The 25,147-nt window shown below is 71.4% G+C and carries 21 protein-coding genes and 1 pseudogene; 6 read left to right on the forward strand and 16 right to left on the reverse strand.

Going from position 1 to position 25,147, the window contains the following annotated elements; genetic code table 11:
- The first annotated feature begins 74 nt into the window (after positions 1 to 74).
- Positions 75 to 1,325: a glutamyl-tRNA reductase gene (hemA, locus tag AC16DP_RS35430; RefSeq protein WP_329734881.1), complete on the forward strand. Its 1,251-nt coding sequence runs from the start codon at positions 75 to 77 to the stop codon at positions 1,323 to 1,325.
- Positions 1,326 to 1,417: 92 nt separating this feature from the next.
- On the forward strand, positions 1,418 to 3,550 hold the full coding sequence (locus AC16DP_RS35435; RefSeq protein ID WP_329734831.1) for an FUSC family protein: 2,133 nt from the start codon (positions 1,418 to 1,420) through the stop codon (positions 3,548 to 3,550).
- 12 nt (positions 3,551 to 3,562) lie between these two features.
- Here the strand turns inward: AC16DP_RS35435 and AC16DP_RS35440 are convergent, their stop codons facing one another.
- From AC16DP_RS35440 to AC16DP_RS35465, 6 genes are all read right to left on the reverse strand, one after another.
- The gene (locus AC16DP_RS35440; protein WP_483956938.1) at positions 3,563 to 4,969 is read right to left on the reverse strand and encodes a ribonuclease H-like domain-containing protein; all 1,407 of its coding nucleotides are present in this window, start codon (positions 4,967 to 4,969) and stop codon (positions 3,563 to 3,565) included.
- A gap of 12 nt (positions 4,970 to 4,981) precedes the next feature.
- The gene (locus tag AC16DP_RS35445; protein WP_329734833.1) at positions 4,982 to 7,399 is read right to left on the reverse strand and encodes a DEAD/DEAH box helicase; all 2,418 of its coding nucleotides are present in this window, start codon (positions 7,397 to 7,399) and stop codon (positions 4,982 to 4,984) included.
- Between the two features lie 288 nt (positions 7,400 to 7,687).
- Entirely contained in the window at positions 7,688 to 8,404 is a 717-nt protein-coding gene (locus AC16DP_RS35450; protein ID WP_329734834.1) for a DNA-3-methyladenine glycosylase family protein, read from the reverse strand.
- A gap of 39 nt (positions 8,405 to 8,443) precedes the next feature.
- Entirely contained in the window at positions 8,444 to 9,154 is a 711-nt protein-coding gene (sitI6, locus tag AC16DP_RS35455) for a SitI6 family double-CXXCG motif immunity protein (protein ID WP_483956940.1), read from the reverse strand.
- 16 nt (positions 9,155 to 9,170) lie between these two features.
- On the reverse strand, positions 9,171 to 9,887 hold the full coding sequence (sitA6, locus tag AC16DP_RS35460; protein WP_329734836.1) for a SitA6 family polymorphic toxin lipoprotein: 717 nt from the start codon (positions 9,885 to 9,887) through the stop codon (positions 9,171 to 9,173).
- Between the two features lie 30 nt (positions 9,888 to 9,917).
- Complete coding sequence (locus AC16DP_RS35465; protein WP_329734837.1) at positions 9,918 to 11,426, reverse strand: FAD-dependent oxidoreductase; 1,509 nt, start codon at positions 11,424 to 11,426, stop codon at positions 9,918 to 9,920.
- 225 nt (positions 11,427 to 11,651) lie between these two features.
- Here AC16DP_RS35465 and AC16DP_RS35470 point away from each other — a divergent pair, with 225 nt between their 5' ends.
- A complete protein-coding gene (locus AC16DP_RS35470; protein WP_329734838.1) occupies positions 11,652 to 12,971 on the forward strand; it encodes a sensor histidine kinase in 1,320 nt (439 codons plus the stop codon).
- Complete coding sequence (locus AC16DP_RS35475) at positions 12,968 to 13,372, forward strand: response regulator (protein ID WP_329734839.1); 405 nt, start codon at positions 12,968 to 12,970, stop codon at positions 13,370 to 13,372. The genes AC16DP_RS35470 and AC16DP_RS35475 overlap by 4 nt, the downstream gene beginning before the upstream one ends.
- Positions 13,373 to 13,382: 10 nt before the next feature.
- On the opposite strand, the gene AC16DP_RS35480 is transcribed toward AC16DP_RS35475, so the two are convergent.
- From AC16DP_RS35480 to AC16DP_RS35505, 6 genes are read right to left on the reverse strand one after another with little or no spacing between them, the layout of a single operon-like run.
- Entirely contained in the window at positions 13,383 to 13,763 is a 381-nt protein-coding gene (locus AC16DP_RS35480) for a hypothetical protein (RefSeq protein ID WP_329734840.1), read from the reverse strand.
- Positions 13,764 to 13,816: 53 nt separating this feature from the next.
- The gene (locus tag AC16DP_RS35485) at positions 13,817 to 14,755 is read right to left on the reverse strand and encodes a hypothetical protein (RefSeq protein WP_329734841.1); all 939 of its coding nucleotides are present in this window, start codon (positions 14,753 to 14,755) and stop codon (positions 13,817 to 13,819) included.
- On the reverse strand, positions 14,752 to 16,554 hold the full coding sequence (locus AC16DP_RS35490) for a Gldg family protein (RefSeq protein ID WP_329734842.1): 1,803 nt from the start codon (positions 16,552 to 16,554) through the stop codon (positions 14,752 to 14,754). The genes AC16DP_RS35485 and AC16DP_RS35490 overlap by 4 nt, the downstream gene beginning before the upstream one ends.
- Positions 16,551 to 17,276, reverse strand: coding sequence for an ABC transporter permease (locus AC16DP_RS35495; protein WP_329734843.1), 726 nt, complete (start codon positions 17,274 to 17,276; stop codon positions 16,551 to 16,553). Before AC16DP_RS35495 ends, AC16DP_RS35490 begins: the two co-directional genes overlap by 4 nt.
- Positions 17,273 to 18,208: an ABC transporter ATP-binding protein gene (locus tag AC16DP_RS35500; RefSeq protein WP_329734844.1), complete on the reverse strand. Its 936-nt coding sequence runs from the start codon at positions 18,206 to 18,208 to the stop codon at positions 17,273 to 17,275. Before AC16DP_RS35500 ends, AC16DP_RS35495 begins: the two co-directional genes overlap by 4 nt.
- A gap of 14 nt (positions 18,209 to 18,222) precedes the next feature.
- Complete coding sequence (locus AC16DP_RS35505) at positions 18,223 to 19,632, reverse strand: TIGR01777 family oxidoreductase (RefSeq protein WP_329734845.1); 1,410 nt, start codon at positions 19,630 to 19,632, stop codon at positions 18,223 to 18,225.
- 35 nt (positions 19,633 to 19,667) lie between these two features.
- On the opposite strand from AC16DP_RS35505, the gene AC16DP_RS35510 reads away from it, so the two are divergent.
- The gene (locus AC16DP_RS35510; protein ID WP_329734846.1) at positions 19,668 to 20,639 is read left to right on the forward strand and encodes an L-threonylcarbamoyladenylate synthase; all 972 of its coding nucleotides are present in this window, start codon (positions 19,668 to 19,670) and stop codon (positions 20,637 to 20,639) included.
- A gap of 164 nt (positions 20,640 to 20,803) precedes the next feature.
- Here AC16DP_RS35510 and AC16DP_RS35515 read toward each other — a convergent pair whose 3' ends face one another.
- The 3 genes and pseudogenes from AC16DP_RS35515 to AC16DP_RS35525 form a co-directional block, all read right to left on the reverse strand.
- Positions 20,804 to 21,529 (reverse strand): immunity 52 family protein, encoded by a 726-nt coding sequence (locus AC16DP_RS35515; RefSeq protein ID WP_329734847.1) that lies wholly within the window; start codon positions 21,527 to 21,529, stop codon positions 20,804 to 20,806.
- 104 nt (positions 21,530 to 21,633) lie between these two features.
- Entirely contained in the window at positions 21,634 to 22,791 is a 1,158-nt protein-coding gene (locus AC16DP_RS35520) for a hypothetical protein (protein ID WP_329734883.1), read from the reverse strand.
- A 66-nt stretch (positions 22,792 to 22,857) separates the two neighbouring features.
- A pseudogene (locus tag AC16DP_RS35525) lies at positions 22,858 to 22,920 on the reverse strand (SEC-C metal-binding domain-containing protein); the annotation flags it as partial.
- Positions 22,921 to 23,122: 202 nt separating this feature from the next.
- Here AC16DP_RS35525 and AC16DP_RS35530 point away from each other — a divergent pair.
- Entirely contained in the window at positions 23,123 to 24,115 is a 993-nt protein-coding gene (locus AC16DP_RS35530; protein ID WP_329734848.1) for a hypothetical protein, read from the forward strand.
- On the opposite strand, the gene hemH is transcribed toward AC16DP_RS35530, so the two are convergent.
- Complete coding sequence (gene hemH / locus AC16DP_RS35535; protein ID WP_329734849.1) at positions 24,060 to 25,142, reverse strand: ferrochelatase; 1,083 nt, start codon at positions 25,140 to 25,142, stop codon at positions 24,060 to 24,062. The genes AC16DP_RS35530 and hemH overlap by 56 nt on opposite strands.
- Positions 25,143 to 25,147 lie beyond the last annotated feature (5 nt).

Below are 25,147 nucleotides of genomic sequence, written 5' to 3' on the forward strand. Positions count from 1 at the left end.
TTTTTCTTCAGCTTCCACCCGGAGCAGGACGGACCATGAACGTACGCGAGCCAGGCCATTCCCCGTCGAGGACGGTGGAGTTGTTGTGCATCGGGCTGTCCTACCGGACGGCGCCGCTGACGGTCCGCGAGCGGCTGGCGCTGCCCGGGGACCAGCAGGTGGAGCTGCTGCGGCGGCTGGGACAGGCCCCGGCCGAGGCCCTGCTCATCTCCACCTGCAACCGGGTGGAGCTGTACCTGGCCTCGCCGGACGTGGCCCGGGCCCGCCAGCAGGCTCGGGAGGAGCTGGGCAGGATGGGAGGCCCGGAGGTGCTCGAGCAGCTCTACGAGCACCAGGGAGAGGCCGCGCTCACGCACCTCTTCCGGGTGGCCTCCAGCCTGGACTCCATGGTGCTGGGCGAGGCGCAGGTGCTGGGCCAGGTGAAGGACGCCCTGGAGCACAGCCAGGCCGCGGGCACGGTGCACGGCGAGCTGTCGCGCATGTTCGCGGCGGCGTTCCGGTGCGCCAAGCGGGTGCGCACGGAGACGGCCATCGGCATGGCGGCCACGTCCATGGCCAGCGCGGCCGTGGCGCTCGCCAGCAGGGCGTGGGACGGGCTCGAGGAGCGGACGGTGCTGGTGGTGGGCGCGGGCGAGATGTCGGCGCTGGCCGCGCGGCACCTGCGGCGGGCGGGAGTGGGGCGCCTGGTGGTGGTCAACCGCACGCTCGCGCGCGCCGAGGCCCTGGCCGCCGAGGTGGGCGGCACCGCGCGGCCCCTCGAGGAGCTGTTCACCCTGCTCGCCTCCGCGGACGTGGTGGTGAGCGGGACGTCCTCGCCGGTGCCGCTCTTCACCCGGGAGAACGTGGCGCCGGTGCTCGAGACGCGGCAGCGGCCCCTCGTCATGGTGGACCTGGCCGTGCCGCGCGACATCGCGCCCGAGGTGGGCTCGATGAAGCAGGTGCGGATGCTGGACGTGGACGACATCCAGCGCTTCGTCCTGGAGAACGCAGCGGCCCGCGCCGAGGAGGCCCGGAAGGCAGAGGCGCTGGTGGCCGAGGAAGTGGCCCGCTTCATGCGCGAGCGGTCCGTGCGTGAGGGTGTGCCCGTCCTCTCGCGGCTGCGGCAGCACGCCGACACCATCGCCCGCGCCGAGGTGGAGCGAACCCTGTCCTCGCTCGGCGAGTCGCTGTCCGACAAGCAGCGCAAGAGCGTCGAGGCCATGGCCCGGGCCATCATCAACAAGCTGCTGCACGAGCCCACGGCACGTCTGCGGGCGGTGGGCACCGCGCAGGAGGATGTCCTGCTGGCCCAGGTCACCGCGGAGCTGTTCGGCCTCCACGGCTGACGCGGCTGTCCGTCCGCTCTCCAGCCGTCCGGGCATCCGGGCGAGCAGGTTCGCGCCTCCATCCGCAAGCTCATCCAGAAGAGAGGACTGGCTTGCGAGACCTGAAGCGCCTTCTTCATCCCCCCCACCTGTGGGACCTCTTCGTGACGTCCGACCCGGCGCTCGGGCGGTTGCGGCAGGGGGCCCGCGCCATCCTGGGCGCCGGCCTGGCCGCGTTGATCATCTCCCAGCTGGCCCGCTGGCTGGGCGAGCCGCCCACCGTCACCCTGGTGGGGACCATGATGGGGATGATGGGCTCGCAGCTCGCGACCGACCCGGCTCCCCGGGAGCAGCGGCGCACGACGCTCCTCATGGCACTGCCGGCCACGGCCTCGCTCGTGCTGGGGACCCTCACCTCGCGCATCCCCGTGCTCGGGGCGGCGGCCTTCGCGGTGACGATCTTCCTCGCCGCCTGGGCGCGGCGGTTCGGCCCCCGAGGGCTCGCGCTCGGGATGATTGGCTTCTTCGCCTTCTTCAACGCGCTCTTCTTCCACGCGCAGGTGGCGCAACTGCCCGCCCTCGTCGGCGCGGCCCTCGTGGCGCTCGGTATCGCCTACGCGGTGCGCTTCGTGCTCGTCCGCGACCGCCCCAGCCGGGAGCTCCACCGCTTCCTCCGCACCTTCCGGAAGACGGTCGCCATCATGCTGTGGGAGCTGCGGGACATCCCCGAGCGTCCACGGTTGACCCGCTCCGTCCTGCGCCGGCTCGGCCGGGAGCAGGATCGCTTGAATGACTCCGCGCTCGCGGTGGAGGAGCTGCTCACCCGGTGCCAGCCGGCCCTGCGGCTGAGGCTCTTCGACCTGGAGCTCGCGGTCAGCCGGGTGATTGGCGCCGTCCAGCAGGTGGTGGAGTCCGGTGCGCTGGCGCCGGATGCACGCCGGGAGATCCGGCAGGCCCTGGCCGCCGCGCGCACCTTCGTCCGCAATGGGGATCCGGCCGCCCGGCGGCTGATGCAGGAGCACATCGAGCACGTGCGGGGCTCGGTGTCGGACATGCCCGAGGACGCGCCGGGCCGTGCGGATGCGCGGCGGTTGAGCAACTCCATCACGGACCTGGTGGAGGCCGCCGCCCAGCTCCCCCGCGAGGTTCCAAGGCTCGTCCCAGGACAGGCGGCTTCCGCCCCCGCGGGCACGCGTCCACCCGAGAAGCCCGTGGAGAACGGTCTTCATCCCGCGACGCGCCAGGCCATCCAGGTCACCGTGGCGAGCGTGCTGGCGATGGTGGTGGGCCATGCCGTCTCCGCCGATCGCTGGTACTGGGCCGTCATCACCACGTTCGTCATCTTCACGCGGACGAGGACCCTGGGCGACACGCTGCAGCGCGCCTGGTCGCGGGTGCTCGGAACCGTGCTGGGTGTGATTGCCGGGCTGCTGCTCGCGGGACTCGTCAGCGGCCACCGCACCCTCGAGCTCGCGGGCGTCTTCGTGTGCGTCTTCTTCGGCTTCTACCTGATACAGATTTCGTATGCGTGGATGGTCTTCTGGTTCACCACGCTGATCTGCATCCTCTACAGCCTGCTCGGCCTCTTCTCTCCCGGGCTCCTCTACCTGCGCATCGAGGAGACCCTGATTGGCGCGGGGCTCGGCGTGGTCATCGCCGTCCTCCTCCTGCCAGAGCGGACGACGGTGCACATCCACGCGACCGCCCGGCAGGTCCTGGCCGCGGTGTACGACTACCTGGAGGAGGCGGTCGTGAACCGCTCGAAGGACTCGGACCCGGATCGGCTGATCGACGCGGCGCGTACCCTGGATGCGCGCCTGCGCGACCTGAGAACGGCGGCCCGGCCTCTCAACGGACGGCTCGTGCGGTTCGCGCCGCGCACGGCGCGCACGGTGCACTCGGTGTCCGAGCTCGTCCTGTTCGTCCGGCACCTCGCATTGGGCAAGGGTGTGCTGCAGGTGAACGGGGAGACCGGCGAGTTGATCCGCGAGGCCGGGGCCAGGCTCGCGAACAATGCACGCGCGATCGAGCGGGCCCTGGAGCGGAAGGAGGCCCCCAGCCTCGAGCCCGCGTCTCCGCTGCTCGAGAAGGCACGGAAGTCACTCGCTGGAGCGGAGACCATCCGGCGGGGTCCGGCGAGCCCGCCCATCCTGCTGCACTGGCTCGCGCGCGTGGACGACACGCTCCAGTTGATCGCCAGGACGGCGGGCGCGTTCCGTGGGAGACCGCTGCCACAGCGGATCTGAGCCTCTTGGACCTCACTTGCCGAAGTCCAACGCGTACTCCCGTGACACGCGGGAGAGCTTGCGCTCCAGGCGCTCGATGCGGCGGCGCAGGGCGTCGGAGCCCTCGGCGGGCGCGGCGAGCCGTGCGTGATGCAGGGCGCGTGGAAGGTCCTTGAGGCCGTGCTCGTACAGCTTGGCCAGCGAGAGGTGCAGCGGCGCCACCTGCTCCGCCCGCGCCGACGCGAGCGCCCGCTGCAGGTTCGCCACCGCCGTCCGGTCATCCCCCACCCGGCGCGACAGGCGGGAAGCCATCGCGAGCGCCTCGGCGCCCACCGCGCCCGTGTCTCCCGCCGCCGCGGCCCGGGCGAAGGCGTGGGCCCGCTCGTAGTCCCGCGCCCGGAGCGCCACTCCCGCGAAGCCCAGCAGATCTCTCGGGTCCTGGCCCTCGGCACCGCTCGCCCGGAAGCGCCGCCCCAGCACGCCCAGCAGCGCCGCCAGCAGCAGCAGGTCGTTCGCGTTGTGCTCCAGCACCGGTGTCAGCGCCGAGCCGTCCGCGCCTCGCAGGAAGCGGAAGTAGAGGTCCGGAATCAGCGCCCCGTCCACGTCCCCCACGCGGTGGTAGTCGAGCACCTGCTCCTCCAGGTGCACCAGCCGCGTCCCCGAGCCCCGGTACTTGAAGACGCGGCGCGCGCAGTGCAGCAGGTCCAGGTGCGGCAGTTCGGCGGGCGGCTTCACGCGGTTGAGCACGAAGCGCGTGCGCAGCAGCGGCCAGTCGAAGCTCTTGCCGTTGAACGTCACCAGGCAGGAGGACCCGGCCATGCGCTCGGCCAGCGCCCGCAGCATCGGCGCCTCCTCGCCCAGCCGCTTCAGGAAGAGTTGGTGCACCCGGAGCGAGCGGCCCTCGAACCACGCCAGGCCCACCAGGAAGGGCACCGTGCCCGTTCCTCCCGCGAGCCCCGTCGTCTCCGTGTCCAGGAAGAGCATCCGCTGGAAGTCCACGCCCGCCAGTCCCGGCTGCAAGGCAAGACTCGCCACCAGCGGAGACTCCACGTCCAGGGCCTGCGCGAGCGGCGCGTTGCCGTGGTGGTGCTCCGGAGGGAGCAGACGCTCGGCGACGTGGATGACGCCGTGTGGAGTCGTCCGGGGCTCGGCGGGCAGTGGACCCGGACGCGGAGCCACCGAGGGGCCCCTGCGCGCCACCGCCACGCCCTGACGCTCGGACCAGTCGCCGAGCATCCGCTTCAGCGCCACCACGCGCGGATCCGGCTCCTGCCGGGGCTCCACCGGGGCAGGCGGCTCCACGGGAGCGGGAGGCGCCTCCACCGGGGGAGCGGCGGACGACTCCGCCACCGGGGCCTCCGGAGCGGGAGACGGTTTCGCCCCCGGCTTCCCACCGGGACCGATACCGCCAAGCCGGGCCAGCTTGCGTTTCAAGTCCACGGCGCACCTCGCCTACTGCAGGGCCACGACGCCAAGGGCCGAGAGGATGTCCAGACCGAGCCGCTTGCGCGGGTGGGCATCCACCGGCGCGCTCCCGGGCATGGCGCCCGCGGCCGGACCGATGCACGCGGGGCACCCGTCCTCGCAGCCGCACGACTCGAGCAACCGCCGGGCGCGCCGCAACAGCTCGTCGCGCTGGTCGAACAGGCGCGCGGCCAGCCCCACTCCGCCGGGGATGTTGTCGTAGAGGAAGATGGTCGGGTCGAAACCCACGCCGCCGTCCTTGCGCGGCGGACCGTCCGCGTCGTCCTTGCTCCCGAGCGTCTTGCCCAGATCCCTCGGGTCGATCATCAACCCCACGCAGGCCACCGTCCGCAGCGCGCTGGCGATGCCCCGGAGCGCGTCGATGACGGCGGGCCTCGGCGCGCCCAGCGAGCGCACCACGGTCTCCGGCACGGTGAGCCAGAGCGACGTGGTGTGCATCTGCATCTCGGGCAGGTTCACGTCGCCGTAACCGACGTTCTCGTGCGTGTGGTACTTGATCTTCTTGTACCCCACCACCTTCTCGATGACGCTCACCTCGCCCATGCCCGCCTGGAGCGAGGGGCCCATCGCCGCGCCCTGGTCCTCCTGGATGACGTTGACGCGCACGTACGTCATCGCGTCCGTGAAGTAGTCCGGCGCCACCTTGCGCACGTAGGCCTTGTGGTTCTCGTAGTCGAAGCGCTCGACCTGGTACTGCTCGGCCTCGTGCTGGTAGATGGCCTGCTCGTGCAGCATCGTGTGCGCCGAGCGGAAGTCCATCTCCGCCAGCGTCCGATCCGTGCCCAGCTCGATGATGACCACGTTGTCCCAGCCCACGCTGCGCAACGACACGTGGTTGGCCGGGTACGCATCCGCGGACCAGTGGAACATCCGCTTGCCCTCGGCGCCCGGCGTGGGGTGCACCACCTCGTGCTGCGCGAGGTACCCCAGCGCGTCCGCCGTGGACTCGGCCGGCACGTCCCCGAAGGTGTCTCCCTCCTCGAAGGGCAGCTCGAAGGCGGCGCACTTGAGGTGCTGGACGAGGATCTCCACGTTGTCCGGATCGATGCGCGCGTGCTCCACCGGAGCACCGGTGAGCGAGCGGGGATCCCCCGCGAGGTATTGATCCAACGGCGCGCTGGAGGTGACGAGGAGCGCGAGGCTGCCCGCGCCCCGGCGGCCCGCGCGGCCGAAGCGCTGCATCAGCGCCGCCACCGAGCCCGGGTAGCCCGCGCACACCACCGCGTCCAGCGAGCCGATGTCGATGCCCAGCTCCAGCGCGTTGGTGGCCACCACGCAGCGCACCTCCCCGGCGCGCATGGCGGCCTCGGTGGCCCGGCGCGTGCCCGGCAGGTAGCCACCGCGGTAGCCCTGGATGAGGTTGGGGTCCATCTTGTCCGCGATGAACTGGTCGCGGAGGTACTTGAGCATCACCTCGATGTTGTTGCGCGACTGGCCGAAGAGCAGCGTGGACACCTCGGCGCGCACCAGGTCCGACACCAGCCGCACCGCGCTCTTGAGGTAGCTGGCGCGGATGCCGAGCTCCGCGTTCACCACCGGCGGGTTGTAGACCATGACGCGGCGCTCGCCAGCGGGCGCGCCACTCTCGGAGACGAGCGCCACCTCGCGGCCCAGCATCCGCTCGGCGTGGGCCTTCGGGTTGCCGATGGTGGCCGAGGCCAGCACGAACACCGGCGACGAGCCGTGGAAGGCCGCCACGCGCTGCAGCCGGCGCAGCACGTTGGCCAGGTGCGAGCCGAAGACGCCCCGGTACGTGTGCAGCTCGTCGATGACGACGTAGCGCAGGTTGGAGAAGAGCCGCGCCCAGTTGGCGTGGTGCGGGAGGATGCCGGTGTGCAGCATGTCCGGGTTGGTGAGCACCACGCCGCTGCGCTCACGGGCCGCCCGGCGCGCGTCCCCCGGCGTGTCCCCGTCGAAGGTGATGGCGCCGTGCTCCAGGCCCGCCTCGCGCATGAACACGCGCAGCGACTCCTCCTGGTCCCGGGAGAGCGCCTTGGTGGGGAAGAGGTAGAGGGCGCGCGCCCCCGGCTCCCGCGCGAAACGGTCCAGCAGCGGCAGGTTGTAGCAGAGGCTCTTGCCCGAGGCCGTGGGCGTGGCGATCACCAGGCTGCGCCCGGAGCGCGCCAGTTGGTAGGCCTCGGCCTGGTGGGAGAAGAGCTGCTCGATGCCTCGGCGCTGGAGGGCCTCGCGCACCTGGGGCGCCACCTCGGCGGGGATGGGCGCGTAGGAGCCCACCCGGGCCGGCGTCACTTCGTCGAGGACGAAGTTGGGCGAGAGCTGTCTGTCGTCGCGCCAGCCGTTGAGCACGGCGTCCAGACCGCGGGGACCCGTCCAGGGCTTGCGCCGGGAACCGGTGAAAGCGCCTTCATCCTTCTCTCGCTTCATGGGGCCGGGCACTGTACAGACGTGCACCCGGCGAGGCAACGCGCGCGCGCATTCCCTCCTGGAGAGCGTCCCGGCGAGCGTCGTGACACGGACTCGCGCGCTGTAGCTCCACGTTGCGGCACCTGGGAGCGCACCGCACGTTGTGCGCAGATGAACGCCCCCTTCCGCCACCGGACCGAGGCCGGGGAGAGGCTGGCCCGGTTGCTTCCGCACCTCGCCGGACGCGAGGACGTCACCGTGCTCGCCGGACGCGGAGGTGCGTGCGTTGCTGGCACGGGCCTGGGGCCCTCAGCCCCTCCCTCCTCCTGAGCCCACCGGCTTGTCCAGCTCCAACGCGCGCCACATGTACCAGCTCGCCACCGAGCGCCACGGACGCCAGCGCTCCCCGTAGGCCAGCAACTCCTTCGGGCGCGGCAGCTCCTCGAGACCGTAGGTGCGCATGAAGCCCTTGCGGACGCCGTAGTCGTCCACCGGCAGCACGTCCGGCCGGCCCAGCCGGAACATGAGCAGCATCTCCACCGTCCACTGCCCGATGCCACGCACCTTCGTGAGGTGCTCCACCAGTTCGGCGTCACTCATGCTCTTCGCCCGGGCCAGCGTGGGGACTTCGCCCTCCAGCGTCTTCGCCGCCAGGTCGCGGAGTGCCGCCGTCTTGGCTCCGGACAGCCCCGCCTCGCGCAGGCCCTCCACGGGATGGGCGAGCACCGCGTCCGGCGTGAAGCGCCGCCCCTTGCCCACGCGCTCGCAGACGCGCCCGAAGATGGTGGCCGCCGCCTTCCCCGTGAGCTGCTGGTAGACGATGGACTCCGCCAGCGCCAGGAAGGGGCTTTGAATCGAATTCACCTTCATGCGGAAGGGCCCCACCTGCTTCATCAGCGCGCCGAGCGTCGGGTCCGCCTTCACCAGCATCCTTCGCGCGGCGGGCGTGAAGCCCTCGGGCAGGAGGCTGTCGGCGGATGGAAGGGCGTCAGTGGCGGGAACGGCACGAGCGGTCGCGGCGGGCATGGACCCATCGTGCCACCGGCGTGAGCCCTGCCGCACCCCCTACTTCATTGGCAGCCGCTGGAAGACCACTCCGTCCAAGCGCAGGCGCTTGCTGGCATCGACGAACCGTTTCGTGCAGACGATCACCTGGGGGAAATCCTCCAGCCGGAACAGATCCGTGTCATTCGGCAGGGTCTTGGCGTCCAGCAGGAGGTCATCGGGCAGCGGAACGGAACCCCGGCCACAGCGCGAACAGGGCGGTTGGTACTCGGGAGGCAGACAATCCCGGTGCAGGCGGCCCTTGGGGAGGATTTCCAGCTCGAACAACTCGGGTGAGTTGCGCTGGCGGAAGCGCAGCTCGGCACGGCAGCCCTTGAGCCCTCGGAGTTCCTCGGCCTGGAGTTTCTCCAGCGCCTCGCGCTGCACCATCAGTATCCAGGAGTAGTTCATGACGAACTGCCCGAAGCGGCCCTGCGCCTTACCGATGGATGGGCCAAAGTCCGTCCCGGGTTGCAAAAGCGCACCAGGAGGCAGCAGGGGACGCACCAGCTCACACAACCGTTCATACTCCTCGATGGGCTCGGGCCGGGGCTCCTCGAAATCAGCCAGGGCGGCCACCGGAGTAAGGTCCACGCAAGGATACGAGAACCCTCCCCCCCAGGTGGCGTCACAGGCTGGGCAGTGGACCCCCGGTAGCCCCCACTTGTTCGTGGCATCAACAAAGCCCGTGTAACCCGCGGACCTGTCTTCCTCGATGACGAAGTACTGCATGCGTGTGCTCGCCATATCAACCGCAATAGTAGGGCACGAATGGCCCATTCACGCCAAACCGCATCATGAGTTCACCCGCGAAACGCCACATGTCCTCAGCTTTGGCGATCGTACGGTTCTCGCGCATGAACTGCCGCCACGCTTCATTCCATTGCCCGCCCTGGGTCCCACCACTGTGCAGCCATCTATGAAAGCTTTTGGGCAGGCGGATGGTGAAGGCATGGATGTCGATGCCCTCGCGCTTGAACCACCTGGCCAGTATTGGCTGCTGAGGAAAGATGTGGTGCTTCTCGAAGGGCTCCCGTGCGATGAAGCACTGGCTCAAGTAGAGCCTGCGCTTGCTCAACTCCCGGGTCTTCCAGTTGTGCCACGGGATTTCGAAGACAGGAGCAGCGGAGTGGGGCTCGGCCAGCGGGTGTCCCCACCAGCGGCTCGCGCTGGGACCCGGCCCCAGGGGCATGGGAAGCCCCGTCCCGGTCTGCGGCCCCACCACCTGCGCCAGGAGCACGGGGGAGTCCTCCCCCTCCGCTACGTCCTGGCAGCGCCAGATGGCACAGCGTGCCTCACCGCACAGCGGCACCACGCACGTCGGGTCCGCGCGGGCCTCATCCCATGAAGAGGAGACGACCTCGGGCGCCTCGACGTCCTCGCGCACGGCGGGCGCCGAACTGACACAGGCGCTCAGCAGCAGCCCAAGGAGCGCGAGGCCCGTCCTGAAAACCAAGGAGTTCATGCGGCCCAGGTTACGGGCCGCGGCCCCTGCTCAGCGGATCTTCTTCGACGGCAGCGGCTTCACCGCCGGGCCGTTGAGCACCTCGCCCGTCGGGCTGAAGCGGGACCCATGGCAGGGGCAATCCCACGAGCGCTCGCCCTTGTTCCAGTGCACGTAGCACCCCACGTGCGTGCACACCGGGCTCACCGCGTGCACCGCCCCGCTCTCCTCGCGGAACACGGCCACCTTCTTCCCGTCCACCTCCATGATGCGGCCCTCTCCCGGCGGCACCTCGGACAGGTCGTGCGCTTCCGGCTTCGCCAACCGGTCCGCCACGAAGCGGAAGGCCACCTCCGCGTTCTCCTGGATGAAGTCCTTCGCCCCCGCCTTCGGCTTCACCCGCGTGGCGTCGTACAGCGCCGCGTACGGGTTCTGCCTCCCCAGAATCAGGTCCGTCAAAATCATCCCCGACAGCGTCCCGAACGTCATGCCCGTGCCCGAGAAGCCCGTGGCCACCCAGACGTGCCTCGAGTTGCTGTTGCGCCCGATGTACGCCAGCCCGTCCGCCGGCTCGATGACCTGGCCCGACCAGCGGTACTCGAGCCGTGTCACCGGGAAGTGCCGCCGCGTGTAGTCCTCCAGCGCCTCGTAGTGGCGGTCCGTGTCCTCCTCCGAGCCCACCTTGTGGTCCTCGCCTCCGACGATGACGTAGTCCACGCCCTCCACCCGGTGGGTCCGGATGTAGTGATACGGATCCCGGCTGTCGTAATAGAGCCCCGTCTCCAGCGGACCCTCGAGCCGCCCCGCCACCGCGTACGTCCGGTACGCGTACAGCTTCGTGTGCAGGAAGACGCGGTTGAGCGGCGTCGTCGTCGCCTCCACCACGTCCCGGCAGGTGAGGACGCCTCGCGGGGTGTGCACCCGGCACGGCACGCCCTCGTACAGCTCCGTCACCCGCGTCTCCTCGAAGACGTAGCTGCCGTCCCCCTGGATCCCCTCGGCGAGCGCCAGCAGGTACTCGCGCGGGTGGAACTGCGCCTGGTCCTCCACGCGCAGCGCCAGCTTCACCGGGAACGGCAGCGGCACCTCCTCCGTCAGCGCGCACATCAACCCCGCCTGCCGCGCCGCCGCCGCCTCGCGCTCCAGCTCGCGCGCCTCCCGCTCCGTCTCCGCGTAGCGGTAGCCGGGCAGCCGCTGGAAGCCACAGGAGATGCGCAGCCGCTCCACCAGCCCGGCGATCTGCTCGATGGCCGCCCGGGTGGACGCCGCCGCCATCCGCGCGCCCTTCTCCCCGAAGTCCGAGGCCAGCGTGGCGTAGGGCGTGTCCAGCAGCTCGGTGAGGTGGGCCGTCGTCTGCCCCGTCTGCCCCGTCAGCAGCCGGTGCATCTCCACCACCGCCACCTTCTTGCCCTCCTGCTTGAGCAGGTACGCCGTGGTGAGCCCGGCGATGCCTCCGCCAATCACCACCACGTCCACCTCGAGGTCTCCCTGCAGCGACGGGTAGCGCCGCGCCGGGGCCGACACCGTCCACAATGACTTGTGCGTGCGCTCTTCCACCATGCTTCCAAGGCTAGGGATGAGCCCGGGGGCCGGTAGGGCGAGCAGCCGGGCGTCCCCGCCTGCCTGCCTGTCCTCCACTGGAGCCTCGGGATGTGCAAGAACCAACACCCGGGTCCGGAGGGTGTTGGCCATTGGGGGCAGCAGACTCACACCTGTGGGGATCCTCTGCTCTACTGACTAGAAACTTCTTCGACCCGTTTCCCGAGGACACCGGAGCGCCGCGTCTTGCCCTCTACCGCCGCCCTGCCGTCGCCGTCCGCGCCCGGCCCCGAGGCGCGACTCGCCTTCGCCGAGCTGCTGCTCAGCTGCGAGGATGCCAGGATCTGCGCCGAGGCCGCGGTCGCGTGGCTCGTCCACCACGCGCGGCTGAACCAGGTGCTGTGCCTCGCGCCCGACGAGTCGGACTCGCACTGTCTGGTGCCCATCGCCTGGCACGGCCTGCCCGCGCCCGAGGGCTTCTCGCTCGCCCTGCATGACGCGAAGCACCCGCTGGTGGAAGCGCTCCAGTGGAGCGAGCCCCGCTGGTTCCATCCCGGCCAGCTGCCGCCGGAGCTGCCGCTGTCGAGCCAGGGCCTCTTCACCCTGTCGCTCGGCCGTTCCATCGCGGGCACGCCCGCGCCCGGGCTGCTGCTGGTGGCCGCGCCCGAGCCCGTGCTCTCCCCCCACGCGCCGTGGCTCGCCGGCCACCTGGGCGTCCACCTCACGCGCCTGTACAAGGGCCGCCAGCTCGCGCGGCTCGAGGAGGCCTCCTCCGAGCTCGCCGCCCGGGTGAACGCCGCCACCGAGGAGCTGGCCACGCAGAACGAGCTGCTGCGCCGCCAGGCCATCCAGCTCGAGCAGGCGAGTGCCGCCAAGTCGCAGTTCCTCGCCAACATGTCCCATGAGCTGCGCACGCCGCTCAACGCCATCCTCGGCTACACCAACATGCTGCTGCAGGGCGTCAACGGCGAGCTCGCCCCGCCCCAGCGCCGCAGCCTCACCCGCATCGACTCCAACGGCCGCCACCTGTTGGAGATCATCAACGAGATCCTCGACATCACCCGCATCGAGGCCGGCCGGATGCCGCTGCACCTGTCCGAGTTCCGCCTGCCCGAGCTCATCCAGGAGGTCATGGCCGAGTTGGATCCGATCATCGTGCGCTCCAAGCTGGCGGTGAGCGCGGCGTTGGATCCCCACCTGCCCCCGGTGTACAGCGATCGTCAGAAGGTGAAGCAGATCGTCGTCAACCTCCTGTCCAACGCCCTGAAGTTCACCCACGAGGGCTCGGTGAAGGTGCTGGCCTCGTACGAGGTGGCCACCGCCACGCTGCACATCGCCGTGGAGGACACGGGCATCGGGATCGATCCCATCCACCAGGAGAAGATCTGGGAGGACTTCCAGCAGGTGGACAGCTCGCCCACGCGGGCCTATGGCGGCACGGGCCTGGGACTCTCCATCTGCCGCCGGCTGGCGGCCATGCTCGACGGACGCATCTCGCTCAAGAGCGCCGTGGCCCAGGGCTCGACGTTCACGCTGCACCTTCCCCGACGCACGAGGCGGACATGAACAGCCCTCGCAACGACACCGCGCCCCTCGTCCTGATCGTCGATGACTACCAGGATGCCCGTGAGATGTACGCGGAGTACCTCGAGTACTCCGGCTACCGCGTGGCCGAGGCGCGCAATGGGCTGGAGGCCGTGGAGAAGGCCTTCGCGATGCACCCGGACGTCATCCTCATGGACCTGTCCCTGCCGGTGCTGGATGGGTGGGAGGCCACGCGCCGCCTCAAGGCCGACGCCCGCACGCGCTCCATCCCCGTGGTGGCCCTCACCGGCCATGCGTTGGACGGGCACTCGCGCGAGGCCCAGGACGCGGGCTGCGATGCCTACGTCACCAAGCCCTGCCTGCCGGACGCGCTGGTGCGCGAGGTGCAGCGCGTGCTGGCCGCCGTGGCTCCCGCCGCGTAGCCGGCCTCGCTCAGAAGTCGACGTCCACGTACTTCTCGAAGACGACCTGGACGCGAGCCCCGTTGCGCGGAGAGAGCTTCACCGCCTCGAAATCGTTGAACCTGCCCATCTGGCACACCTGCTCGCCCGGGCCGACCGGGTCGAGGGTCGAGAGGTGTCCCAGCCACCCCGTGGCCGAGGGCGCGCACGGCAACCGGGACACCACCGCCGCCAGTTCGGAAGCCGGGAGGGTGAAGCTCACGAGCTTGTGCGTCATCAGGATGTCCGCCGCCTGGTCCTCCACCTGGATGTCCGAGGCGCCCAGAGGCAGCGTGAAGTGGAGCAGGGCCTCGGCCTCGGCCCGGGGAGTCCGGATCCATCCACAGCCTGTCAGCCCCAGGAGAAGGAACATGCCCGCGAGAGCTCTCATGCGGGCCAGTCTACGCGCCCGGGGCGGTAGAGGGGTCAGCGCCCCGCGGCCACCTTCTCCGCGTCCAGGACGAGGGAGTCCGCCCACGGGGGCAGCTTCGCCCAGCCGGCGGTGTACTCGGTGCGGGCGTAGAATTCACCGCCCGCACCGCGTCCCACGGTGAGCTGGCCGATGCGCTGCTCTCCTCGCAGGTACTCCACGCGGAAGGCCTCCCGAGGCTCGCCCCCGGGAGGCACCTCTCCGCGCCCGAGGAAGTCCGCCTGCGCTGGCGCGAGCAGCCACACGCGCTCGTGCCACTTGCGGGCCGTCTCGTCCGGCGTGTCCGGCGCTCCCCGGGGCAGGAGCTCCGCTGGCCGCTGTGCCCGGGCGCGAACGAGGAAGGTGCGCGAGGTGCTCCCAGCGGTGACGGTGAGGGTGTCGTAGTCGCTGGCCCCGAAGGTGTGCAGCGTCCGATCCACCAGCCGGTGGGCGGCGTTCTCCAGGTCGGGCAGCAACGAGGGCGGGAGGAGGAAGACGTGCCCATCCGTCTCGCGCCGCAAGTACGGGCTTCCCCAGCCGATCGACGGGGCCGCCAGGGTGAAGCGGTGCTCCCCGCTGGTCAGCTTCACCGCCAGCTTCCGAGGGCTGTCCTTCAACCCCACCTCGGCCAGCTTCTCCGCGTCCAGCACGCCCAGGCTCCGTGTGGCCCGCAGTGGCGCGAAGCGTGCGAAGAGCTGCTCCGCCGTCTCGTTGGCACGCAGCTCCCGCTTCGTCCCCAGCCGCAGCCACAGCGAGCCATCCTCCGGGCCTTCACGGAACAGCTCCACCTGGACGGATGCGTCCTCGTAGCGCACGCGCTCCAGCGCCCGCTTCGGCGCGTCCAGCACCACTACTTCACCGGGAGCGCCCACCGGCTCGCGCTGCCAGACGAAGAAGGCCGTGGCCAGTCCCGCCGCCGCCAGCACGCCCTGGAGCACCACGCCCCGCGCCTTCATCGCGCCCCCCTCCGTCTCCGGCGCCGCGTCACGAGGAAGCCCGCCCCGAGCACCAGCGCGGGCGCGAGGAAGACGGCCGAGTAGAACCACACGACGTCCTGCTTGCGCGTGTGCTGCAGGGGCACGTCCTCCTCGTTGGACAGCACGCCCGCCAGCTCCTCCTCGCCGAGCAGCCAGAGCACCGTGTCCATCAACAGGTAGGGGTTGCCGTAGGAGCGGGGGCCCGTATCGGTCATCACGTCCGAGTCCCCCATGACCACCACGCGCGCGGGCGAGGTGCCCGAGACGCCCGCCTTCCGCACCGCCACCACCAGGGGCCAGGCGCCTCGTGGCTCTCCCTCGTTCGGGGTGAAGTCGTGATTCGTGTCCTGGAACGTCTCCGCGGGCGCCCGCACCGAGACATCGAGCGTCACCCCCTTGGGCAGGGGCGGCACCGGCTCCAGCGCCGCCGCGCCAGCGAAGACGATGGCCGCGTCACTGCCCAACGAGGCCAGGGTGGCGACGGAGGCGTGCGAGGAGAAGCTCGCCGTCACCAGGTTGCCCCGGTCGCTGAGCTGGTGGCTCATGCGCAGGTGGCGCGACTCGTTGGCGAGCGGCACACGCAGCAGCTTCAAGCCCAGCGGCTCCAGCAACGGCTCGAGGCCGGGCCCGTCCGGCTCCAGCGCGAGCCACAACCTGCCTCCACGATCCACGTACCGGCGCAGCGCGGCGAACGCCTCCGGGGAGAAGTCGCGCTCGGGCCCCACCACCGCCACCACCGATGCGTCGCGAGGCACCTCCGTCCCCAGCCCCTCGGCCATGCCCAGCGTGCGCACCTCCACGTTCAGCACGCGCAGCCACTCCTCCAGCTGCGACAGGCCGGGCCGTGCCTTCTCCAGCGCCGTGGCCGCCTGTGGTTGCAGGCCCCGCTCGCCCTGCCCCGCCGTGAGGTACAGCACCCGCCGGGGACGCGACACCACGCGCAGCCGCCGGTACACGTCCTCGTCCAGGCGCTGCAGCTGCGTCCGGGCCCGCTCCAGCTCCAGCGGCACCTTCAGCCGCTCGTGACGAGCGCCCCGGCTGAACACCACCGTGCCGTTCTCCCCCACGCCCAGCTCCTTCGCCCGGGCCCGCGCCACCGCCTGGTCCAGCACCTCCACCTCGAGGTACCCGGACTCCCGCGCCAGCTCCCGGAAGTACTGCTCCAGGGCCTGCCGCACGTCGTTGGCCGGTGGGAAGAAGAGCGTCACCCGCACCGGCTCGGGGAGTTGGCGCGTCAGCAGGCGCGTGGCGGCGCCCGGCCGGGCGGTGCGGAAGTACGCCAGGTCCCACGAGACATCCGCCCGAGTGGCCACGTAGGTGGCCGAGAAGGCGAAGACGAGCGCGAAGGCCAGCCCCAGCCCCGAGTAGAGCGCGGCACGCACCCGTCCCAGTTGCAGCACCGGTGCTCGCGCCATGGCCGCCGCCGCCAGTTCCACCAGCACGAGCGGCAGCAGCGTGGTGGTCAGCAGCGCCGGGAAGAGCGCCCCCAGCACCACCGCCACGGCCCCCTTCTCCGCCGGCCGGAGGAAGTAGAGCGTCAGGCCGAGCCCACCCAGCAAGAAGAGGCCGAGCAACCAGCGCTCCAGCACCCGCCACTCGCCCGAGGCCCTCGCCACTCTCACCCCACGCCACACCCCCGCGAGCCCCACCAGCGCCGAGCCGAGCCCGCTCGACACGAGCCGCTCCGGGCCCGCGCCCACCACGCGCTCGCCGAGGAACACGGCCAGCAGGCCCACGCCGTACAGGACGGACACCCAGGGGTTGGGCCGGAGAGTCATCGCCACCTCCGCGCCTCGAGGACGCGCGTGGCGGCGAAGAGGGCCACGTAGGTGACGGCCAGGTAGTAGACGATGTCGCGCACGTGCACCACACCGGCCTGGAAGGGCTGGAAGTGCTGATTCCACAGCGCCAGCGCGCTGAAGACGTCCGAGAGCGGCTGCTCGGTGATGCGCGCCAGCAGCCAGCACGTCAGCAGCGCCACCAGCATGCACCCGGAGAGCACGGCGGCCAGCACCTGGTTGCGCGCCAGCGCCGAGCCGAACGTGCCGATGGCCAGGGACGCACTGCCCAGCAGCAACAGCCCGAGGTAGCCGGCGGCGATGTGGCCCAGGGACAGCTTGCCGTGCACCATCACCAGCAGCGGCATGAACACCGTGGCCAGCGTCATCAGCGCCAGGAAGGCCAGGGCCGAGAGGAACTTGCCCAGGACGATCTCCTGGTCCTTCACCGGCGAGGAGTACAGCAGCAGCAGGGTGCCCGCCTGCCGCTCCTCGGCCAGCAGCCGCATGGAGATGAAGACCGAGGCCACCATCGTGGTGCCGCTGGAGAACAGGAAGAAGAGCGAGAGCACCTCCGAGGAGCGCTTGCTCACCCCGCCCAGCGCGAAGGCATTGAAGAGCAGGCCATCCACCGCCAGCACCATGGCGATGATGATGTAGCCCTGGAAGGTGCGCAGCCAGGCCGCGAGCTCCCGGCGCGCGATCAGCAGTGTCCTCATCATGGCGCGGCCTCGTCCCCACCGCGGGTGAGCCGCAGGAAGAGCGACTCGAGCTTCTCCGTTCCCCGATCCAGCCGGAGCAACTCCAGGCCCGCGCCCACCACCGCCCGCGCCACGCCCGGCCGCAGGTCCGCCGAGGCTTCCACCCGGAGCGTCACCACCCCCTCCGCCTCGCCCGTCACGCGCACCGGCCCCACGCCCGCGAGCGCCGCCAGCACCCGCTCCCGCTCGCCCCGCACCTCCACCTCGATGAAGCCTCCACTGCCCAGCCGCTGGCCCAGTTCCTCCTCGGTGCCCTGGGCCACGAGCTCTCCGTCCTTGATGACCAGGAGCCGATCACACGTCTGGCTGATCTCCGGCAGCAGGTGGCTGGAGACGAGCACCGTGTGCTCCGCCCCGCGCAGCCCCTGGATGAGCGAGCGCATCTCCACCAGCTGCCGGGGATCCAATCCGCTGCCCGGCTCGTCGAGCAGCAGCAGCGCCGGCCGGTGGACGAGCGCCTGCGCCACACCCACGCGCTGCCGGTAGCCATGGCTCAACGAGGAGATGGGCGCGTCGTCCACGTCGCGCAGGCCCGTCTTCTCCTCGGCCTCGGTGACGCGGGCGGACACCTCGCGCGAGGGCACGCCGCGCAGCCTCGCCACGAAGGCGAGGAACTCCCCCACGCCCATCTCGTCGTAGAGCGGGGGCGTGTCCGGGAGGAAGCCGATGCGCTGGCGCACCTCGTGCGGGTGGTCCACCACGTCGTACCCCTCGATGACGGCCCGCCCCGAGGTGGGCAGCAGCACGCACCCGAGAATCTTCAGGGTGGTCGTCTTCCCCGCGCCGTTGAGGCCCAGGAAACCGATGACCTCGCCCCGCTGGATGTGGAAGGAGAGGCCGCGGATGGCCGCGTGGCCGCCGTAGTACCGGGTCAGCCCCTCGACGTGGATCATCGCGGCGTTCTCCGTCAGCCGTGGCGGAAGCGCGGTCCCTCGCGCGTCCTGCCGAGCGTGAAGCGCAGGGTCTGCTCCAGCGAGGGGTGGAGGAAGGTGAAGCCCTGGCGCTCGGCCACCTCCGGGCGGACGTGGGAGCTGAGCAGGAGCGTCTCCTCGCCCATCTCTCCGAAGGCGGCCCGCACCGCGGCGGCGGGCAGCGGCATCACCGCCGGCCGGGAGAGCACGTGCCCGAGTGTCCGGGCGAACTCCTCCTGGCGCACGGCCTGGGGCGCCACCGCGTTGACGGGCCCGCGCAGGCCCGGGGTGAACAGGGCGAAGTGGATGAGGCCCAGCACGTCCTCCAGCGACACCCAGCTCATCCACTGCTGCCCATCGCCGATGCGGCCACCGGCTCCGGCCTGGAAGGCGGGCAGCATCTTCGCCAGCGCGCCCCCCTGGGAGCTCAGCACCACGCCCAGGCGCACGTGCACCACGCGGATGCCGGCCTGCTCCGCCGGAGCCGTGGCCGCCTCCCACTCGCGCGTCACGTCCGCGAGGAACCCCTCCCCGGGCGGGCTGGACTCGGTGAGCACCTCCTCGCCCCGGCCGCCGTAGAAGCCCATGGCGGATGCGCTCACCAGCACCTTCGGCGGGCGCGCCAGCCGCGCGAGCGACTCGCACAGCACCCGGGTGCCCTCCACGCGGCTGCGGCGGATGAGGGCCTTGCGCTCCTCCGTCCAGCGCCCCTCGGCGATGGGCGCTCCGGCCAGGTGCACCACCGCGTCCACCCCCTCCAGCGCCACCATGTCCATCTCGCCCTGGCCCGGCGCCCAGGCGATGTCCCCCGCCTCGGGCCGGCCCCGCACCAGCCGCCGCACCCGGTGGCCTCCCGTCGTGAGGAAGGGCACCAGCGCGCTGCCCACCAGTCCCGAGCCGCCGCTCACCGCCACCGTCAGCGGCGGCTGTCCGGAGAAGGCCGCATGGCGCCGCAGGTCCTCCCGCGTCACCGCGTGGCGGTAGGCGAACATCCGCTCCAGCCGCCCCCGCGTGTAGCCGCCCCCCACCATGCGCCCGAGCGCGCCCACCGGCAGCGCGTACTCCACGTCGTCCTCCAGCACGCCGCTGCCCGCGGGCTCGTCCCACATGCGGTGGGTGTGCACCCATTTCGCGAAGGGCCCCGACACCTGCTCGTCCTGGAAGAGCGAGCCGGGGATGTAGCGGGTGTGCCTCGCCACCCACGGCAGGGACACCGGCCCCATCTTCATGCGCAGCACCACCCGCGTGCCCTCGCGGATGCCGTCTCCCTGGCGCTCCACCACCTCGACCGGCTCCCAGGGGGGCGTCAGGCGCTGGAATGCCCCCTCGCGGGCATGCCAGGCGAATACCTCCGCGGCACCAACGGGCATCTGACTGCGCGCCTCGAACACCTGTGACTTGCCCATGGTCCCCTCCGGGCGCCAGATTGCGCCCGACAGGCATGATTACCTCGGACCTCCTCAATCGGGCAGTGGAAACCCTCCGGCGCGGCGGCGTCATCGCCCTCCCCACGGAGACGGTGTATGGACTGGCGGCCAATTGCGAGGACGAGCTGGCCGTGCGCCGCGTCTTCGCCATCAAGGGGCGTCCCGCCACCCATCCCCTCATCGTCCACGTGGCCCGCGCCTCGGAGCTGCCCTCGTGGGCCCGCCACGTCCCCGAGGAGGCCTGGCGTCTCGCGGAGTCCTTCTGGCCGGGGCCGCTGACGCTCGTGCTGCCGCGCACCGCGCGAGCCACGGACGCGGTGACGGGAGGGCAGGACACGGTGGCCCTGCGCGTGCCCAACCACCCCGTGGCCCTGGCCGTGCTGGACGCCCTGGGCGGAGGGGTGGCCGCGCCGAGCGCCAACCGCTTCGGCCGGGTGAGCCCCACCTCGGCGGAGCACGTGCGGGCGGACCTGGGGGACGAGGTGGACCTCATCCTCGACGGGGGGCCGTGCACGGTGGGGGTGGAGTCCACCATCGTTGATTTGAGCGGCAAGGAGCCGGCGGTGCTGCGCCCCGGAGGCCTGGCGGTGGAGGAGCTCGAGCGCGTCCTGGGGCGCAAGGTGCCGGTGAGGACGTCGGCCACGGTGCGCGTCTCGGGAAGCCTCGCCTCGCACTACGCGCCCCGGGCGGGGGTGGTGCTCTCCGAGCCCGCGGACGTGGGCGCCCGGGTGACGTCCTTGCGCGCCCGGGGACACAACGTGGGGGTGCTGGGGCCTCCGGGCCTCACGCTGCCGCCGGGCGTGCCCCGCTACGACGTGCCGGAGGACCCGGCCGGAGCGGCGCGCGCCCTCTACACGCGGCTGCGCGAGGCGGACGAGCAGGGCCATGACGTGCTGGTGGCGTGCCTCCCGCGCGCCGAGGGCCTGGGCATCGCCGTGAGGGACCGCCTGTCCCGAGCCGCCGCGCCCCGGCCCGCGGGGGGCTGACGGGCAGCGATTGAGCCCAGTGTCAGCGAGCAGGGGCTCCGGACACTTCCTCTTGAAGCTGGGCGAGGCGGGCGGAGCGCGCCTCCTCACCGTGCGCGGCGTGACCTTCCCCTGAGTGCCTATGCCCGCCCGTCTCGGCCCTCGAGCGGTGACAACAGGCCGTCTCAGGTGGCCGGCCGTCTGGAAACGACCGGCTCCAGCAGGCCCTTCGCGCGCAGCACCTCCTGGACGCGCTGGCCCAGGGCGAGGTGCTCGGGATTGGAGGCGGTGAGGCGCTCGGGAGTGAGCAGGACGAGCGTGCCCTGGTCCTCCACGGGTTGCACCCGCACCGGCTCCGGCAGGGGCGGTAGCTCCCCCCGGCGGCGGGACACGTAGGTCAACCAGCCCACGAAGGTTTCTTCATTGCCTTTCGGCGACAGGCTGTCCCGGAAAGCACCGGAGGTGATGACTCCCCAGTCCGGGTCCCACGCCAGCACCATGGCGCGCAGCACCCCGGCGAGCACGTCCGCCTGGAGGACGCGCTCCTTCTCCGGCTCTTCCTTCGGCAGGTAGAGGAGGCAGTTGTTTGGAACGAATTCGGCCGCGGAGCCACAGCACATGGTGACTTGGCCGCCGTGTCCCTGCTCGTGCCCCGTCCAGAACCCGAGCATGAAGCCATCCCGTCCCTCCTGGTACGTCCTCCTCTTGAGGAAGCGCAGGAAGGTGTCCGCGGTGGGCTCGAACTGGAGTTGGAGCGCCTTCTTGCGCGAGTCGGCCTTCTCGAACCAACGGGTGTAGATGGGGTCGCATTGGGACAGCAGGCGGAAGAACGCCTCCGCACGCCGGGCACACTCCTCGGCGGAATCCTTGCGGCCCCCCCAATAGATGCCCGCGTAGTAGGTCTCTCTCATGCGTGCTTCGCCTCAGGGCGGTGGAGTGAATACCACCACCCCTCCGTCATCATGACACGGGCGCGCGGCCCCGGACGGCGGAGGGCCCTCGCCCCCTCCGTGGCTCACACCCGCATGCGCGAGCCCGGCGCGGGCGCCTCCCCGCGCAACAGGCCCTGGAGCCGCCGCACGCGCTGCTCGGCCCCGTGTGCTCCGCGCGCCGCCAGGTTCAGCCGGTACGGCTCCAGGTCCTCCGCGCGCCACCGCTCACGCCGCAGCAGGTCATCCACCAGCGCCGCCTCTCCCTCGAAGCGCTCGCGCAAGGGCGCCACCCGTGCCTTCGCGAACGCCCCGAAGAAGGCCAGCGGACGCATCAGCAGCACCTTGTACGCCCACTCGAACCACTGCTGCGCCTCCGGCGGCGACGAGCGATCCCGGCTGGCCGCGTCCACCCGCGCCAGCACCGACTGCCTCACCTCCTCGTCGAGCCTGCCCAGCAGGGCCTCCACATCCACCGGGGGCGCCGTCCCCTCCGGCCCCACCCGCAGCGGCTCGCGCAACACCACCGTCACCCACACCCACTCCTCGCCATGCAGCACCTCCGGCGTCCGGCCGTCGAGGATGGACAGCAGCAGCGACGCCTCGTACTTCTCCATCAGCTCCATGAACTCCGGATCGGCGTCCGCCACCTCCTGCAAGGTGGCCATCAGCTCCTCGGAGGGCTCCAGGGCATGCCGCAGGAACGCCGGGCTCATCCAGGGCCCCTTCCGTTCGCCGGGCCGCACCCCGTGGGCCTGGGCCACGGCCGCGTTCACGCGCGTGCGGCGCTGCGCCCACTCGGTGACCTGGTCCATCATCAACCACGCGATCGAGTGGTGCCGCTTATAGGTATACGGCGGATGGCGGGGAACCCCGTGCATCTCCAACACCGCCATGGCCAGGGCGCGCCGCTCCTCCAGCGTCCGCCCCGGCGCCATCAACGCCCGGCGAAACCCCTGGTCGAAGCGCTCCACGCGCTCGGGCTCCAGCAGCTCCGGAGCACAGCGGGCGAACAGCAGCGCCCTGCGCTCCTCCATGTCCTCCACCTCCTCCGTCACCCGGTGGATGTGCCGCTCGATGACCGGGACGAGCTCGTCCCAGGACCAGCGCAGGGACGCCAGCGGCCCGTCCGGTTGGAACATCTCCCGCAGCAGCCCCATCCCGTCGGACATCCGCTCCAGGCGATCGGGGGAACACAGCACGTCCTCGGCCAGCACGGCAGCCTCGGCGGTGACCTCATCCACCCCGGCGGGCCGTCCCCGGCGCGGGGGTGAAGGGGGGAGCAGGGCGGCGGCGCGCCGGAACTCCCCCAGACAACATCGCTTGTACTTCTGTCCACTACCGCAAGGGCAGGGCTCGTTTCGGGAGGGCATGACCTGGGAAGTAGCATACCGGACTCCCGGAGTCTCCCCCTCCGCCCCTACTTCTCCCACCCCCTCCCACGGCCATGCAGGCGGTACCCCCGGCTGCTCGCCCCCTCCCCCTCAAGCCCTCGCTTCAACCTCCCGCCCCACTGCCGTACACTCCTGAACACTGAAGACCGGAGTCCCCGCTTCCATGACCAGGAGTCGTTTCTTGAACCGGCGCACCCTCGGCCTGCTCGCCGCCCTCAGCCTGACCTCCGCCTGCAAGGAGGAGCCCGTCGGCGCGATGACCCCCATCCCCCGTCCGGCGGACATGCCCGCCACCCCGGCGAAGAAGGCCGAGGCCCCCAAGCCCGTCGCCGCCGAGCCACCGCCCGACCCGTCCAAGGTGGTGCTGCGCTGGAAGCTCGACGCGCCCACCGCCTTCCGCCTCACCACCACCTCGTCCTCCGCCGCCCCGGATCCGGCCCCCAAGAGCAAGAAGGGCAAGAAGGACAAGGAGCCCCAGGCCGACGAGGCCAGCCCGAGCGCGGCGGACGCCATCTTCGTGCTGCAGAAGACCGAGGCGGGGGACTACGCCTTCCGCATCGTCCCGCAGGGAGCGGGCGAGGCGGACCAGGGCACCATGAGCGAGCGCGGCTTCGTGATGGACGGACTGGCCGGGCCGCTGCGCAACCTGGCGGCGCTGGTGCTGGAGCTGCCGAGGGACCCGGTGGGCCCGGAGGCCACCTGGGCGCTGGGAACGGACCTGGTGGACATGGGCGCCGTGCAGGGCTTCGTGGAGAAGAAGGCCGAGCGGCGCAACCAGGTGAAGCTCACCGCGCTCACTCCCGGCGAGAACGGGGAGCAGGTGGCGACGCTCGAGTACGACCTGTCCGAGAGCCTCTCCGGGGAGGTGCGCGCCACCCGGGCCAGCCTCAAGGCGGCGGCGGCGAAGGCCGCGGCGGCGAAGCCCGAGGGCCCCGAGGACGGGGACGAGGACGAGTCCGCCCAGGGCGAGCCGTCCGTCCTCGCCGAGATGCGGGTGAAGGGCCGGGGCGAGTTCCTCGTGAAGGCGGGCCGCTGGCGCTCCTGGGAGGCCACGCTCACCACGCGCACCGAGGGCACCACCCTGCCCGGTTCACCCGAGGGCGAGCGCACGCTGCGCCTCACCCCACTCGACCCGGTGCCTCCCGAGCTGCTGCAGCCGCAGGCGAAGAAGTAGCCGCCGCCTCCGACTCGCGCACCAGCCGCACCACGGTGTCCACCCAGGCGGGGTGCGCGTTGAGCGAGGGGACGAGCTGGAAGTCCTCTCCCCCGCTCGCGAGGAACTGCTCGCGCCCGCGCATGGCCACCTCCTCCAGCGTCTCCAGGCAGTCGGCGACGAAGGCCGGGCACATCACCGCCAGACGCTTCACCCCGCGCGCGGCCAGCTCCGGCAGCACCACGTCCGTGTACGGCTGCACCCACGGCGTGCGCCCCAGGCGGGACTGGAAGGACACGCTCCAGCCCTCGGGGCCCAGCCCCAACCGGCTGGCCAGGCCTCGCGCCGTGGCGAAACACTGGGCCCGGTAGCAGTGGCGGTTGGCGTCGGTGAGCACGTCACAGCACCCCTGAAAGGCCAGGCAGTGCTTCCCCGAGGGATCGCTCTTGCGGATGTGGCGCTCGGGCACGCCGTGGAAGCTGAAGAGGACGTGATCCGCCCGCAGGCCGGAGATGACGGGGCGCGCCACCTCGGTGTAGGCGTCCAGGAAGGCCGGGTGCGAGTGGAAGGCCGGCACCGCGCGCACGTTGGGCACGTCCCAGGGCTCGGAGAGCACCTCGTAGGTGCGCGCCAGGGACGAGCCCGAGGAGGACGCGGCCTCCTGCGGATAGAGGGGCAGCACGGTGAACTCCGTGACGCCCCTGGCCCGCAGCCGCGCCACCGCGTCCGGCAGGGACGGGTTGCCGTAGCGCATGGCCAGCTCCACCTCGTACTCGCCGGAGAGCCGCTCCGTCACCGCCGCCGTCAGGGCCTTGGAGTGCACCATCAGCGGCGAGCCCTGCTCCGTCCAGATGGTGCGGTAGGCGTGCGCGCTCTTGGGCGAGCGGAACGGGAGGATGATGAGGTTGAGCAGGAACCAGCGGCCCACGGGGTGGATGTCCACCACGCGCGGATCACTGAGGAACTCGCGCAGGTAGCGGCGGACGGGGCCGGTGTGGGGGGCATCCGGAGTGCCCAGGTTGACCAGGAGGAGTCCCTTGCGTGCCATGACAG

Source organism: Archangium sp. (assembly GCF_057119385.1).